The organism is Actinomycetota bacterium, from assembly GCA_004297305.1.
Classification (GTDB): domain Bacteria; phylum Actinomycetota; class Actinomycetes; order S36-B12; family FW305-bin1; genus FW305-bin1.
The window spans coordinates 178,027-191,093 of the sequence record SCTR01000006.1 but is presented as its reverse complement, the minus strand read 5'-3'; the positions used below and the strand labels follow the sequence as shown (position 1 = coordinate 191,093).

Below are 13,067 nucleotides of genomic sequence, written 5' to 3'. Positions count from 1 at the left end.
CGGCACACCTCGCCCGGTGCGAGCCGGCACCGTCGAGACGGTGTTCGCCGCGGTGCCGTTGCCATGATGTCGGGTGGCGCACCGGATCGCCGACGACGGAGCCGGCTGACTCAGGCGATCGTCCAGGTGTCCTTGCCGTACAGCAGGGACTGCAGGTCGCCCCGGCCGCCGGCCTGTGCGGTCGCGAGCTGCTCGCGCACGCCGCGGTCGTACACCGGCCGGCTCACGTCACGGAAGACCCCGATCGGGGTGTCGGCCAGCGTGTCCGGGTTCGACAGGCGTGACAGCGCGAACGCCTGCGACGGGTCCGGGTCGTGCGCGTCGTGGACCAGCAGGGCGTCCTCGCCCACCTCGGCGACGTCGACCACCGCGAGCCGGCCACGGTCGTCGCGGACCACGCCGCGCTCGCCCTGCGCACCGAGGCGCAGCGGCTCGCCATGGACCAGGCGCAGCAGTGCGTCGTCGCGGGTGTCGCTGTCCTTCAACGGATCCCACGCGCCGTCGTTGAAGATGTTGCAGTTCTGGTAGATCTCGACCAGGGCCGTTCCCTCGTGCAGCGCTGCGGCGCGCAGCGTGTCGGTCAGGTGCTTGCGGTCGGAGTCGATGGTCCGCGCGACGAAGCTGGCCTCGGCTCCCAGCGCCAGCGACACCGGGTTGAACGGGTGGTCGACGGACCCCATCGGGGTCGACTTGGTGATCTTGCCGGCTTCCGAGGTCGGCGAGTACTGGCCCTTCGTCAGCCCGTAGATCCGGTTGTTGAACAGCAGGATCTTGAGATTGACGTTGCGGCGCAGCGCATGGATCAGGTGGTTGCCGCCGATCGACAGGGCGTCGCCGTCACCGGTGACGACCCAGACCGACAGATCGGCCCGCGATACCGACAGGCCGGTCGCGATCGCCGGTGCCCGGCCGTGGATCGAATGCATCCCGTAGGTGTTCATGTAGTACGGGAACCGGGACGAGCAGCCGATGCCGGAGACGAAGACGATGTTCTCCTTGCGCAGTCCCAGCTCCGGCAGGAACGACTGCACGCCCGCGAGGATCGCGTAGTCCCCGCAGCCCGGGCACCAGCGAACCTCCTGGTCGGTTTTGAAGTCCTTCGCGGACTGCTTGGCGTCGGTCTTGGGGACGTCGCGCAGCGCTGGGATCCCGAGGTCGACGGTCTCGGTACTCATCTAGAGCTCCTTCAGGACGTTCTCGATGACATCGGCGAGTTCGTCGGACTTGAACGGCATACCGCGCACGGAGTTGTACGGCAGGGCGTCCACGAGGTACCGACCGCGGATCAGCAGGGCGAGCTGACCGAGGTTCATCTCCGGCACGATCACCCGCCGGTAGCGCGCGAGCACGTCGCCGGTGTCGGCGGGGAAGGGGTTGAGGTTGCGCAGATGTGCCTGGGCGACCTTGAGGCCCTTGGCCCGCACCAGCCGGCAGGCCGCGCCGATCGGGCCGTACGTCGACCCCCACCCGAGCACCAGCACCTCGGCGCCGCCGTTCGGGTCCTCGACCTCCAGCCCACCGATGTCGGCGGCGATCCCGTCGACCTTCGCCGCCCGGGTCCGGACCATGAGGTCGTGGTTGGCCGGGTCGTACGAGATGTTGCCGGAGCCGTCGGCCTTCTCCAGCCCGCCGATGCGGTGCTCCAGACCGGGAGTGCCCGGGACTGCCCACGGCCGCGCGAGGGTCTGCGGGTCACGCTTGAACGGCCAGAAGACTTCGGTGCCGTCGGCGGTCGTGTGGTTGGGCTCGGTGGCGAACTCGACGGTGAGATCGGGCAGCGTGGCGACGTCGGGGACCTGCCAGGGCTCGGAACCGTTGGCCAAGTAGCCGTCGGACAGCAGGAACACCGGCGTGCGGTAGGTCGTGGCGATCCGGCAGGCCTCGATCGCGGCGTCGAAACAGTCGGCCGGCGACCGGGGCGCGACGATCGGCACCGGCGCCTCCCCGTTGCGGCCGAACATCGCCTGCAACAGGTCGGACTGCTCGGTCTTGGTGGGCAGGCCGGTCGACGGGCCGCCGCGCTGCACGTCGACGATCACCAGCGGCAGTTCGAGGGCGACGGCCAACCCGATCGCCTCGCTCTTGAGGGCGACGCCGGGGCCCGACGTGGTGGTCACCGCCAGGGCGCCGCCGTACGCCGCGCCGATCGCCGCACCGACGCCGGCGATCTCGTCCTCGGCCTGGAACGTCGTGATGCCGAACTTCTTGTGCTTGCTCAGCTCGTGCAGGATGTCGCTGGCCGGCGTGATCGGGTACGTGCCCAGGAACATCGGCAGTGACGAGCGGACCGCCGCGGCGACCAGTCCGTACGCCAGCGCCAGGTTGCCGGAGATGTTGCGGTAGGTGCCTGCCGGCATGATCGCCGGCTTCACCTCGTACTGGACGGCGAAGTCCTCGGTGGTCTCGCCGTACGACCAGCCGGCCTGGAAGGCGGCGATGTTGGCGGCGAGGATCTCCGGCTTGCGGCCGAACTTCTCCTGCAGGAACGCCAGCGTGCTCTCCGGCGGCCGGTTGTACAGCCACGACAGCAGGCCCAGGGCGAACATGTTCTTGGCCCGCTCGGCGTCCTTCTTCGATACGTCGAAGTCCTTGAGCGCCTCGACGGTGAGCGAGGTGAGCGGGATCAGGTGCAGCGACCAGGACTCCAGCGACCCGTCCTCGAGCGGGTCGGTGAGGTAGCCGACCTTGGCGAGGTTGCGCTTGGTGAACTCGTCGGTGTTGATGATGAGGTCGGCGCCGCGCGGGACGTCGGCGAGGTTCGCCTTGAGAGCGGCCGGGTTCATCGCCACCAGGACGTTCGGCGCGTCGCCGGGCGTCATGATGTCGTGATCGGCGAAGTGCAACTGGAAGGCCGAGACGCCCGGAAGGGTGCCCGTTGGCGCCCGGATCTCGGCCGGGAAGTCCGGCAGTGTCGACAGGTCGTTGCCGAGGATCGCCGTCGACGAGGTGAAGCGATCTCCGGTCAGCTGCATGCCGTCGCCGGAGTCACCGGCGAACCGGATGATGACCTCATCGAGCTGGACTATGTTCTTCGTCACGAGTCGGTCATCCTACGCCTACCTCTCAGGCTGTCCGTCCACCGCCCGGCCGACGGGCCGGCAGTCGATCGGTCCTTCTCAGCGCCGGTTGGTGAACTGAACCGGGAAGTCCAGGTCGGCCTCGTTCACCAGGGCGATCACGGCCTGCAGGTCGTCGCGGCTCTTGCTGGTGACCCGCAGTTCTTCCCCCATCACCTGGGTACGGACGCCTTTCGGCGCACCGTCTCGGATCAGTTTCCCGAGCTTCTTCGCCTGCTCCTGGTTGATCCCCGCGGTCAACGTGGCGTCGATGCGGTACTCCCGGCCGGACGCCTTCGGCTCCCCGGCGTCGAGCGCTTTGAGACTGATGCCGCGGCGTACGAGCTTGTCCTTGAAGACGTCCAGCGCGGCCGCGACCCGATCGGCGGTGCCGGCGCGCAGAGTCACCGCGAGTTCGCCGTTCCACTCGATCGCCGCGCCCGTTCCCTTGAAATCGAACCGCTGGGCCAGTTCCTTGGCGGCCTGGTTCAGGGCGTTGTCGACTTCCTGCCGGTCGACCTTCGAGACGATGTCGAAGCTGCTGTCGGCCATGTGGGCCCTCCTGGGTCACCTCTGGTGCGGGACCTCGTCCCGTCGGTACGGACGATCCTCGGCCGGGGCGTCGGTGGCGACACGGGGGCAACGCCGCGATGCCAGCGCCCGCTGCGCGCGCCATCCTGCCCGACCCGGGAACCCCCGGCTGCGGGCGGCTCCCCGCGCTGGGCGCTGTGTATCCTCGCCTCGCTTGCGGTCACGGCAGGTTGCCCGAGCGGCCAATGGGAGCGGACTGTAAATCCGTCGGCTTTGCCTTCGAAGGTTCGAATCCTTCACCTGCCACACGCCGGACGAACGGCCCCTGGCCTGCGTACGTGCAGGCCGGGGCCGGTCCCGGTTCGGTGGGATCGCGGCGCGGGCCGGTGGTGACGAGGCCGCCCCGCCCGGCGACCGGATGCCTGGTGCCCGCAGCCGCCGGGCGCCAGATCGAGGTCGAGCCCGGTCTGATCGCCGTGTAACCTTGCGCCCCGGCATGCCCCAATAGCTCAGTCGGCAGAGCGTCTCCATGGTAAGGAGAAGGTCTACGGTTCGATTCCGTATTGGGGCTCGCGTGCCCGGGGCCGTCGGCACCGGGCGTAGGGCGGAGTAGCTCAGCCAGGCAGAGCAAGCGGCTCATAATCGCTGTGTCGCCGGTTCAAATCCGGCCTCCGCTACTCCACCACCCGGCACGACCGGCACCATCCAGCAGCGACCAGCATCAAGCAGCGAACAGCAGAGAGGTATCGCCGTGGCCAAGGCGACCGACGTCCGTCCGAAGATCACGCTTGCCTGCCAGGACTGCAAGCACCGCAACTACATCACCAAGAAGAACCGGCGCAACGACCCCGACCGGCTCGAGATGCGCAAGCACTGCCCGAACTGCAACCAGCACACCCTCCACAAGGAGACGCGCTGAGGTTCGGGTCGCACCGATGCCGCTGAACCCGGCGTACGTCGGCCGCACCTTCCCGCCGTCGGCTCCGTACCAGGTGGGCCGGGAGAAGGTCCGTGAGTTCGCGACCGCGCTCGGCGACGCGAATCCGGCGTACCACGATGTCGATGTCGCACGCGGTCTCGGGTATCCGGATCTGCTCGCCCCGCCGACGTTCGGCATCGTCGTGACGATGCGCTCGCTGGAGCGACTCACCGAGGACCCCGGGCTGGGACTGACGTGGGAGCGGGTGGTGCACGGCGAACAGCGGTTCGTCGCGACGCGGCCCATCGTGGCCGGTGACGACCTGGTCGTGACGACGACGATCGAGAAGATCGCCGTCGTCGGCGGCAACGACATCCTGGACACCCGCTCGCAGATCACCACGTCGGCTGGCGAGCCGGTCGTGACGGCGTACGCGCGGCTGGTGGTGCGTGCCCCCGACGAGCCCGGCGGTACGGCGGGCGGCGACGCCACCGAGGCCGCCTGATGGCGACGATCCTCTCGGCGGCAGATGTCGCGGTCGGCACCGTCCTGCCGCCGCAGACCTTCCGGCTGACGCGGCTCGACGGGGTCCGGTACGCCGGCGCGTCCGGCGATCTGAACGTCATCCACTGGAACGAGCGCGTGGCGACGGCGGTCGGCCTTCCCGGGGTGGTGGCGCACGGCATGCTGACCATGGGCCGGGCGCTTCGCGTGGTCACCGACTGGATCGGTGACCCGGCCGCCGTCGAGGAGTACGCGGTGCGCTTCACCCGGCCGATCGTCATTCCCGACGACGCCGACGGCGCCGACCTCGAGGTCACCGGCGTCGTCGCCGAGATCCTCGACGATCAGCGGGTACGCATCGACCTCACGGTGCGATCGGGCGGGCAGACGGTGCTGGCCCGTCCTCGCGCCATCGTCCGCCTCGGCTGAGCCGGCGGCGCCACGCCGTGACTGCCGTACAGCGGAGGCTGCGCCTAGGCTCGCGGCCATGACCGCGGTCGGTGCCGGGATTCCGCTGGCGCAGCTGACGACCTTGCGGGTGGGCGGTCCGGCGCGGGCGATGTCGGAGGTCGCCGACGCCGACGAGCTGGTGGCGACCGTGCTGGCCGCCGATCGCGCCGGCGACCAGGTGATGCTGCTGGGTGGTGGCAGCAACGTCGTGGTGGCCGACGACGGCGTCGACGCGCTCGTCATCCGGATCCGCACCACGGGGCGGACCGTGCGACAGGCCGGCGACGACGCCGAGGTGACCGTGGCGGCCGGCGAGCCGTGGGACGACGTGGTCGAGTGGACCGTCGGGGAGGGCTGGAGCGGGCTGGAGACCCTGTCCGGCATCCCGGGCAGCTGCGGAGCGACCCCGTTTCAGAACGTCGGTGCCTACGGTCGCGAGATCTCCCAGGTCGTCACGACGGTCCGGGTGCTCGATCGGCTGACCGGCACGATCGCGGACCTCGACGCCGCCGGCTGCGGATTCGCTTACCGCGACAGCGTGTTCCGGCGCCATCGTGATCGTTACGTGATCCTGGCAGCGACGTTCCGGTTGCGTCGGGACCGGCTGGGCGATGACGTCCGGTACGCCGAACTGGCGACGGCCCTCGCGATAGCGGTCGGCCAGCGCGCCCCCGCGCCGGACGTCAGGCAGGCCGTGCTCGAGCTGCGTCGCGGCAAGGCGATGGTGCTCGATCCGGCCGATCACGACACCTGGAGCGTGGGGTCGTTCTTCACCAACCCGGTGCTGGCCCCGGCCGCGGCCGCCCGCTTGCCGGCCGCGGCACCGCGGTACCGGCAGCCGGACGGATCGACGAAGACCAGCGCGGCGTGGCTCATCGAGCAGGCCGGCTTCCCGCGCGGTTACGGCACCGGTCGGGCCCGGCTCTCGACCCGTCACAGCCTCGCGATCACCAACCGGGGCGGCGCCACCGCCGCCGAGGTCCTCGCGCTGGCGCGGGAGTTGCGAGACGGCGTCCGCCGGACGTTCGCCGTGGACCTGCAGCCCGAACCGATCCTGGTCGGGTGCTCGCTGTGAACGCCGTACCGCCGGCAGATCCCGGTCGGTCCGCGGACCGTCCGGCCGGGGCACCCCACGGTGGTGAACCCGGACTGCCGGTCCCGCAGGTCGACGGCGTGGTCGGGCTGCCGGAGGACGTCGCGCTGGCCGAGGCCGCGCGCCAGGGGGTGCGCGCCCGAGTCGTCTGGCGGGACGGGACGGGCATCCCGGTGACCATGGAGTTCGTCACCGGGCGCCGCAACCTGTGGGTACGCAACGGCATCGTGGTCACCGTCACTGTCGGCTGACCGACGGGACCGTCACCATCGGCTCGCCGAGGCTCCAGCGGCCGTTGGCTGGCGGACGTCCCCGTCGTGGGGAAGCGCCCGCGACGGCCGCAGCGCGTCAGCCCTGCGCCTCTGCCAGCAGGGCGCCCATCCGCGTGATGCCTTCGGTCAGGTCGTCGTCGCCGAGGGCGTACGACAGCCGGAAGTACCCGGGAGTGCCGAAGGCCTCGCCGGGCACGACGGCCACCTCGGCCTCGTCGAGCACGACGGCGGCCAGCTCGGCGCTCGTGCGGGGAGTGACCCCGCGCAGCGTCCGGCCGAGGACCCCCTTGACCGAGGGGTAGACGTAGAAGGCGCCGTCGGGCTCCGGGCACGTCACACCGGGGATCTGCCGGAGCAGGTCCACGGCCAGCCGGCGGCGCCGGTCGAACGCCGTACGCATCTGCGCGACGGCCGACAGGTCACCGGACACCGCCGCCAGCGCGGCGACCTGCGCGACGTTGGAGACGTTCGAGGTGGCGTGCGACTGCAGGTTGGTAGCGGCCTTGACCACGTCGACGGGGCCGATCATCCAGCCGACCCGCCACCCGGTCATCGCGTAGGTCTTCGCCACTCCGTTGACCACGACGGTCCGGTCGGCGAGCTCGGGGACCAGCGTGGGCATGGACGAGAACTGGGCGTCGCCGTACACCAGATGTTCGTAGATCTCGTCGGTGACCACCCACAGCCCCCGGTCGGCGGCCCAGCGTCCGATCGCGGCGACCTGGTCGGGCGGGTATACCGCCCCGGTCGGGTTCGACGGGGAGACGAACACCAGGACCTTCGTCGCCGGCGTCAGCTCCGCCTCCAGCTGGGCGATGGTCGCCAGATACCCGGAGCTCTCGTCGGTGTGCACCTCGACCGGGATTCCGCCGGCCAGCCGGATCGACTCGGGGTACGTCGTCCAGTACGGCGCCGGCAGCAGCACCTCGTCGCCCGGGTCGAGCAGCGTGGCGAACGCGTTGTAGAGGGCCTGCTTACCGCCGTTGGTGACCAGCACCTGCGCGGGCTCGACGGCGTACCCGCTGTCCCGCAGCGTCTTCGCGGCGATCGCACTGCGCAACTCGGGTAGTCCGGCGGCGGGGGTGTACCGGTGCCAGCGCGGGTCACGACAGGCTTCGACGGCGGCCTGCACGACGTAGTCCGGGGTCGGGAAGTCCGGCTCGCCGGCCCCGAAGCCGATGACCGGCCGGCCGGCCGCCTGCAGGGCCTTGGCGCGGGCGTCCACCGCGAGCGTCGCGGACTCCGCGATCGACCCGATGCGTCGGGAGATACGAGGGTGGTCCAAGGTAAGGCGACCGGCTGCGGTGTCGTTCGTCATGGCCGCATCCTCCCAGGCCGCCACAGCTGGCCTCGCCAGGGTTGCCGCCGGCCTCGCGAGGGCTACGGGCTCGCGAGGGCTACGGGGCGCAGGCCGAGCGGACCGGCGAACCGGGCGCCGGGAGCGACGGGACCTTCCGGACCGATTGGACCCGCCGCGAGCGGGACCCTAGACTCGCCGTCCTGGTGGTGCACTCACCCCTGCGCGAGCGTGCCCGCGTGCGGGTTGCGGCCCGCCGAAGGGTCGTAGCTCAATTGGTAGAGCACCGGTCTCCAAAACCGGCGGTTGGGGGTTCGAGTCCCTCCGGCCCTGCTCGGGTCTGTCGTCCTCGGCCGGATGACCCGTGGCACCACTGACCCAGCACGACCGAAGGACAGCGACCGCCTGACGAACAATCGACCTGACCACGCAGTACGACCACGCATGACGACCGACCCGGCCCCGCGGCCAGGGCGGTCGATGAGCAGGAGCAGTGTCCATCCCGGTCCGGTGACCGGCGCGATTCCGGAGGGCCCGTGAGCGACCTCAGCACGGAGACGCCCGAGCGCGGCCAGGGTGGGTCCGACGGACCGGGCGGCGCCGGCGGCTCCCGGGGCAAGGGCGACCGCCCTGCCCTGCCCGCCCGGATCGCGCTGTTCATCCGCCAGGTCATCGCCGAACTGCGCAAGGTCATCTGGCCGACCCGGCGGGAACTGGTGACCTACACCTGGGTCGTCATCGTGTTCGTGGTCGTCGCTGCGGCCATCGTGGCCGTGCTCGACCTGGTGTTCACCCGCGCCGTGCTCGCGATCTTCGGCGACTGACCCGTACCGCTCGCAACGGCCTGTCCGGCCCGAGAGGAAGAGACACTGTGTCCGACGAGACGTCCGTGACCGAGGCGACCGACCCTGTGTCGGCCGAGCCGGGCGCGTCCGCCGTCCTCACCGAGGTCGCCGACACCGAGGTCGTCAGCACCGGGGTCACCGACACCGAGGTGGCCGGTACCGAGGTGGCCGGTACCGAGGCGGCGTCCGATGCGGTGCCGGGTGAGCCGGACGCTGCGGACGGCGACGAGGAGCTCGATCCGGTCGAGGCCTTCCGCGAGTCGATGCGGGTGGCGGCCGGCGACTGGTACGTCGTGCACTCGTACGCCGGCTACGAGAACAAGGTGAAGACCAACCTGGAGACGCGGATCAGCTCGCTGGACCAGGAGGACTACATCTTCCAGGTCGAGGTGCCGATCGAAGAGGTCACCGAGATCAAGAACGGGGTCCGCAAGCAGGTCAAGCGCAACAAGTTCCCCGGCTACGTGCTGGTCCGGATGGACCTCACCGACGAGTCGTGGGGCACCGTCCGGCACACCCCCGGCGTCACGGGCTTCGTCGGCCACGGGCACCAGCCGTCGCCGTTGTCCCTCGACGAGGTCGTGAACATCCTCGCCCCCGCCCCGGAGAAGAAGGCCGGTGCGCCCGCCCAGGGCGGCGTGGGTGCCGCCCCGGTCCAGGTGGTCGACTTCTCCGTCGGCGACTCGGTCACCGTCGTGGACGGTCCGTTCGCGACGTTGCACGCGACGGTCTCGGAGATCAACGCCGAGGCGCAGAAGGTGACCGGCCTGGTCGAGATCTTCGGCCGAGAAACGCCCGTGGAACTGGCGTTCAGCCAGATCCAGAAGAACTGACCGCCCACCATCCATCACACCGAACCAGGACCAGCCGCATGCCCCCGAAGAAGAAGAAGGTCACCGGGCTGATCAAGCTCCAGATCAGCGCCGGCGCGGCCACCCCCGCACCGCCCGTCGGGCCGGCCCTGGGCCAGCACGGCGTCAACATCATGGAGTTCTGCAAGGCCTACAACGCCGCGACCGAGCAGCAGCGCGGCAGCGTGATTCCGGTGGAGATCACCGTCTACGAGGACCGCACGTTCACCTTCGTCCTCAAGACTCCGCCGGCGGCCAAGCTGATCCTCAAGGCAGCCGGCCTGGAGAAGGGGTCGGGCGAGCCGCACAAGGTGAAGGCCGGCTCGATCTCCCGGGCGCAGGTCCAGCAGATCGCCGAGACGAAGCTGCCGGACCTCAACGCGAACGACGTCGCCGCGGCGATGAAGATCATCGAAGGTACGGCGCGGCAGATGGGTGTGACCGTCACCGACTAGGGCCGACGGCGTACCTGCACGACTGCACTACTGCACGAGAGCACTACCGCATGAGAACGGCCCACTGACCGTGGCAGGGCTGCTGCAGGCCCGCGACGACCACACTCTGCGAGGGAGCAGACATGAAGCGCAGCAAGAACTACCAGAAGATCGCCGAGCTGATCGACCCCGCGAAGCTCTACTCCCCGCTGGAGGCGATCCGGATCGCGCGGCAGGGCGGATCGGATCGTTTCGACCCGACCGTCGAGGTCGCGCTCCGGCTTGGCGTCGACCCCCGCAAGGCCGACCAGATGGTCCGCGGCACCGTCAACCTGCCGCACGGCACGGGCAAGACGGCCCGTGTGCTGGTGTTCGCCAACGGCGCCAAGGCTGACGAGGCCCGCGCCGCCGGCGCCGACCACGTGGGCTCCGACGACCTGATCGAAAAGGTCGCCGCTGGCTGGACCGACTTCGACGCGGCCGTCGCGACCCCGGACCTCATGGGCAAGGTCGGCCGGCTCGGCAAGGTGCTGGGTCCGCGGGGACTCATGCCGAACCCCAAGACCGGCACGGTCACCATGGACGTCGCGAAGGCCGTCGAGGAGATCAAGGGCGGCAAGATCGAGTTCCGGGTCGACCGCAACGCGAACCTGCACTTCATCATCGGCAAGGCGTCCTTCTCGGACGCCGCGTTGGCGGAGAACTACGCCGCGGCGCTCGACGAGGTGCTGCGCGTCAAGCCGGCTGCGGCCAAGGGGCGCTACCTGAAGAAGGCGACGCTGACCACCACCATGGGTCCCGGCATCCCGGTCGACCCGAACCGGACGAAGAACCTGCTGTCCGACGAGGACGGCAACTGAGCGAAGACTGCGTCAGCCGCCCACCGGTTTGACCGGTCAGGGCGGCGCCCGTAGCCTGACCACCGCCGAAGACCGCTGGTCGTCGGTTCGTGCCTGCGGGCCGGACCGGCCGAAGTGCCCGGACAGGGCGTCCCGCGCAGGTGCATCGAGACTGACCACGTTCGTCGTGGTTCGCCCTTGCGCCGCGCGCAGGGGCGTTTTTCATGTCCGGGCCCGCCCGACCTGCGGTCGAGCCTGGAAGGAGGACCATGGCGAAGACCGACAAGGCCGCCGCCGTCGCGGAGATCACCGACGCGTTCCGCGGGTCGAGTGCTGCGGTGCTGACGGAGTACCGCGGTCTCACGGTCGCCCAGCTCAAGCAGCTGCGCCGGTCGCTGGGATCGACCACGACGTACGCCGTGGTGAAGAACACCCTGACCAAGATCGCCGCCAAGGACGCGGGCGTCGAGGGCATCGATGACCTGCTGGCCGGGCCCAGCGCCATCGCCTTCGTGTCCGGGGATCCGGTCGAGGCGGCCAAGGGCCTCCGTGACTTCTCGCAGGCGCACCCGCTGCTGGTCATCAAGGGCGGCGTCATGGACGGCCGCGTCATCACGGCCGGCGAGGTGGCGAAGCTCGCCGATCTGGAGTCCCGCGAGGTGTTGCTGGCCAAGCTGGCCGGCGCGATGACCGCGTCGCTGTCGCAGGCGGCCGCACTGTTGGCCGCTCCGCTGGCGACCGCGGCACGCACCCTGGAGGCACTGCGCAGTGCAGCGACCGCCGATCCCTCGTTGATCGCCGGTGCCGGCGTACCGGCAGCCGCCGCCGAGGCTGTCACCGAGACAGCGGCCGCCGATTCGCCGGCTGCCGACGACACGACCGATGCGGCGGCCACCGGTACCGACGCGACGACCGGCGAGCCGGTCGCGGATTCATCTGACACCGCCACAGCGCCTGCGGCCGAGGCCGACGGCACCACCGAGGGCTGACGCCCACCACCGCGTCCGGCCCTCGCCGGAGCAGAGCAGGAAGGAAGCGCCACCATGGCGAAGCTGAGCACCGCAGAACTCCTTGAGTCCTTCAAGGAGATGACCCTGATCGAGCTCTCGGAGTTCGTGAAGGAGTTCGAGACCACCTTCGGGGTGACCGCCGCCGCACCGGTGGCCGTCGCCGCTGCCGGTCCCGCCGCTGGCGGTGGCGCCGAGGCTGGCGCTGCCGCCGAGGAGCAGGACGAGTTCGACGTCATCCTCGACGACGCCGGCGACAAGAAGATCCAGGTCATCAAGGAGGTGCGCACCCTCACCAGCCTGGGCCTCAAGGAGGCCAAGGACCTCGTCGAGGCTGCGCCGAAGCCGGTCCTGGAGAAGGTGACCAAGGAGGCCGCGGACAAGGCGAAGGCTGCCCTCGAGGCCGCTGGCGCCAAGGTCTCGGTCAAGTAGCTCCCACCGTTCCGGCGGCGTAGCCGATCAGCTGCGTCCCGGTTCGCTGCACGTCCCGCCGGGGCGGCGTCGACAAGACGTCGCCCCGGCGTTCGTGTGCCGGGGCCGATCCGGCGTCGCCCGGCGTCGTCGTAAGACCGCCTCGACGCGCTGCTTACCGCCGCGCTCGCGGCGTCCACGGCCGGTCGCCGTCAGGCCGTCGCCGGTCATCCGGGCTATCCGGAGGGGGCGTCGCGCTTGACTCCGGCGGAGCCCGCCGTCACCATCGGTGAACGCACCAGATCCCGGGATGGGCTCGCCGTACCGCCGCAGGGTGGCCGACGACCCGGACCGACGGACGAGGACCGCGCCGAAGTGCCCGCGTCTGCCCGCTGTCGAGCGACGTAGCGAGCCACGGCACGGTCGAGGGACCGTCGGCCGACCTTTCGGGATTCGACAGCGGCGTACCCGCCGGGTATGCTGCCGCTTTGCGCTGCCCATCTCCCCGTGCCCGGATCCACCCCCCGCTGTCGCTGTGCGCTCGTGCCAGTGGCTCGA

Annotated in this window: 15 protein-coding genes and 4 tRNA genes; 15 read left to right on the top strand and 4 right to left on the bottom strand. The window is 70.4% G+C overall.

Annotation, left to right across the window (positions count from 1 at the left end):
• Window positions 1–110: 110 nt before the first annotated feature.
• From EPO13_03785 to EPO13_03775, 3 genes are all read right to left on the bottom strand, one after another.
• Entirely contained in the window at window positions 111–1,175 is a 1,065-nt protein-coding gene (locus EPO13_03785; GenBank protein TAK70104.1) for a 2-oxoacid:ferredoxin oxidoreductase subunit beta, read from the bottom strand.
• On the bottom strand, window positions 1,176–3,038 hold the full coding sequence (locus tag EPO13_03780) for a 2-oxoacid:acceptor oxidoreductase subunit alpha (protein TAK70103.1): 1,863 nt from the start codon (window positions 3,036–3,038) through the stop codon (window positions 1,176–1,178). It lies immediately after the preceding gene.
• 78 nt (window positions 3,039–3,116) lie between these two features.
• The gene (locus tag EPO13_03775; GenBank protein TAK70102.1) at window positions 3,117–3,608 is read right to left on the bottom strand and encodes a YajQ family cyclic di-GMP-binding protein; all 492 of its coding nucleotides are present in this window, start codon (window positions 3,606–3,608) and stop codon (window positions 3,117–3,119) included.
• A gap of 203 nt (window positions 3,609–3,811) precedes the next feature.
• On the opposite strand from EPO13_03775, the gene EPO13_03770 reads away from it, so the two are divergent.
• From EPO13_03770 to EPO13_03735, 8 genes are all read left to right on the top strand, one after another.
• Window positions 3,812–3,893: transfer RNA gene (locus EPO13_03770), tRNA-Tyr, on the top strand.
• 192 nt (window positions 3,894–4,085) lie between these two features.
• Window positions 4,086–4,158: transfer RNA gene (locus EPO13_03765), tRNA-Thr, on the top strand.
• 35 nt (window positions 4,159–4,193) lie between these two features.
• Window positions 4,194–4,269: transfer RNA gene (locus EPO13_03760), tRNA-Met, on the top strand.
• 69 nt (window positions 4,270–4,338) lie between these two features.
• On the top strand, window positions 4,339–4,506 hold the full coding sequence (gene rpmG / locus EPO13_03755) for a 50S ribosomal protein L33 (GenBank protein TAK70101.1): 168 nt from the start codon (window positions 4,339–4,341) through the stop codon (window positions 4,504–4,506).
• Between the two features lie 16 nt (window positions 4,507–4,522).
• Window positions 4,523–5,011, top strand: coding sequence for a MaoC family dehydratase (locus EPO13_03750; protein ID TAK70100.1), 489 nt, complete (start codon window positions 4,523–4,525; stop codon window positions 5,009–5,011).
• Entirely contained in the window at window positions 5,011–5,439 is a 429-nt protein-coding gene (locus EPO13_03745; protein TAK70099.1) for a dehydratase, read from the top strand. The genes EPO13_03750 and EPO13_03745 overlap by 1 nt, the downstream gene beginning before the upstream one ends.
• Window positions 5,440–5,497: 58 nt before the next feature.
• Window positions 5,498–6,535 (top strand): UDP-N-acetylmuramate dehydrogenase, encoded by a 1,038-nt coding sequence (locus tag EPO13_03740; protein ID TAK70098.1) that lies wholly within the window; start codon window positions 5,498–5,500, stop codon window positions 6,533–6,535.
• Window positions 6,523–6,804: a hypothetical protein gene (locus EPO13_03735; protein TAK70097.1), complete on the top strand. Its 282-nt coding sequence runs from the start codon at window positions 6,523–6,525 to the stop codon at window positions 6,802–6,804. Before EPO13_03740 ends, EPO13_03735 begins: the two co-directional genes overlap by 13 nt.
• A gap of 97 nt (window positions 6,805–6,901) precedes the next feature.
• Here the strand turns inward: EPO13_03735 and EPO13_03730 are convergent, their stop codons facing one another.
• Complete coding sequence (locus EPO13_03730) at window positions 6,902–8,143, bottom strand: pyridoxal phosphate-dependent aminotransferase (protein ID TAK70096.1); 1,242 nt, start codon at window positions 8,141–8,143, stop codon at window positions 6,902–6,904.
• A gap of 239 nt (window positions 8,144–8,382) precedes the next feature.
• Between EPO13_03730 and EPO13_03725 the strand changes: the two genes are divergently transcribed.
• The 7 genes from EPO13_03725 (at window position 8,383) to EPO13_03695 (ending at window position 12,530) form a co-directional block, all read left to right on the top strand.
• A tRNA-Trp gene (locus tag EPO13_03725) sits at window positions 8,383–8,455 on the top strand.
• Between the two features lie 203 nt (window positions 8,456–8,658).
• Window positions 8,659–8,946 (top strand): preprotein translocase subunit SecE, encoded by a 288-nt coding sequence (gene secE, locus EPO13_03720; protein TAK70095.1) that lies wholly within the window; start codon window positions 8,659–8,661, stop codon window positions 8,944–8,946.
• 20 nt (window positions 8,947–8,966) lie between these two features.
• Window positions 8,967–9,800, top strand: a complete 834-nt coding sequence (gene nusG / locus EPO13_03715) for a transcription termination/antitermination protein NusG (protein ID TAK70094.1) — start codon at window positions 8,967–8,969, stop codon at window positions 9,798–9,800.
• Between the two features lie 38 nt (window positions 9,801–9,838).
• Window positions 9,839–10,273: a 50S ribosomal protein L11 gene (rplK, locus tag EPO13_03710; protein ID TAK70093.1), complete on the top strand. Its 435-nt coding sequence runs from the start codon at window positions 9,839–9,841 to the stop codon at window positions 10,271–10,273.
• A gap of 122 nt (window positions 10,274–10,395) precedes the next feature.
• On the top strand, window positions 10,396–11,112 hold the full coding sequence (locus tag EPO13_03705; protein ID TAK70092.1) for a 50S ribosomal protein L1: 717 nt from the start codon (window positions 10,396–10,398) through the stop codon (window positions 11,110–11,112).
• Window positions 11,113–11,360: 248 nt separating this feature from the next.
• Window positions 11,361–12,080: a 50S ribosomal protein L10 gene (locus EPO13_03700; GenBank protein TAK70091.1), complete on the top strand. Its 720-nt coding sequence runs from the start codon at window positions 11,361–11,363 to the stop codon at window positions 12,078–12,080.
• A 54-nt stretch (window positions 12,081–12,134) separates the two neighbouring features.
• Window positions 12,135–12,530, top strand: coding sequence for a 50S ribosomal protein L7/L12 (locus EPO13_03695; GenBank protein ID TAK70090.1), 396 nt, complete (start codon window positions 12,135–12,137; stop codon window positions 12,528–12,530).
• Window positions 12,531–13,067 lie beyond the last annotated feature (537 nt).

Excerpts from the sequence above, each read along its gene's own strand:
- EPO13_03745 (TAK70099.1), top strand. The coding sequence starts at position 5,011 with ATGGCGACGATCCTCTCGGCGGCAGATGTCGCGGTCGGCACCGTCCTG.
- EPO13_03750 (TAK70100.1), top strand. The coding sequence starts at position 4,523 with ATGCCGCTGAACCCGGCGTACGTCGGCCGCACCTTCCCGCCGTCGGCT.
- EPO13_03785 (TAK70104.1), bottom strand. The coding sequence starts at position 1,175 with ATGAGTACCGAGACCGTCGACCTCGGGATCCCAGCGCTGCGCGACGTC.
- EPO13_03700 (TAK70091.1), top strand. The coding sequence starts at position 11,361 with ATGGCGAAGACCGACAAGGCCGCCGCCGTCGCGGAGATCACCGACGCG.
- EPO13_03775 (TAK70102.1), bottom strand. The coding sequence starts at position 3,608 with ATGGCCGACAGCAGCTTCGACATCGTCTCGAAGGTCGACCGGCAGGAA.
- EPO13_03740 (TAK70098.1), top strand. The coding sequence starts at position 5,498 with ATGACCGCGGTCGGTGCCGGGATTCCGCTGGCGCAGCTGACGACCTTG.
- rplK (TAK70093.1), top strand. The coding sequence starts at position 9,839 with ATGCCCCCGAAGAAGAAGAAGGTCACCGGGCTGATCAAGCTCCAGATC.
- EPO13_03730 (TAK70096.1), bottom strand. The coding sequence starts at position 8,143 with ATGACGAACGACACCGCAGCCGGTCGCCTTACCTTGGACCACCCTCGT.
- EPO13_03705 (TAK70092.1), top strand. The coding sequence starts at position 10,396 with ATGAAGCGCAGCAAGAACTACCAGAAGATCGCCGAGCTGATCGACCCC.
- EPO13_03695 (TAK70090.1), top strand. The coding sequence starts at position 12,135 with ATGGCGAAGCTGAGCACCGCAGAACTCCTTGAGTCCTTCAAGGAGATG.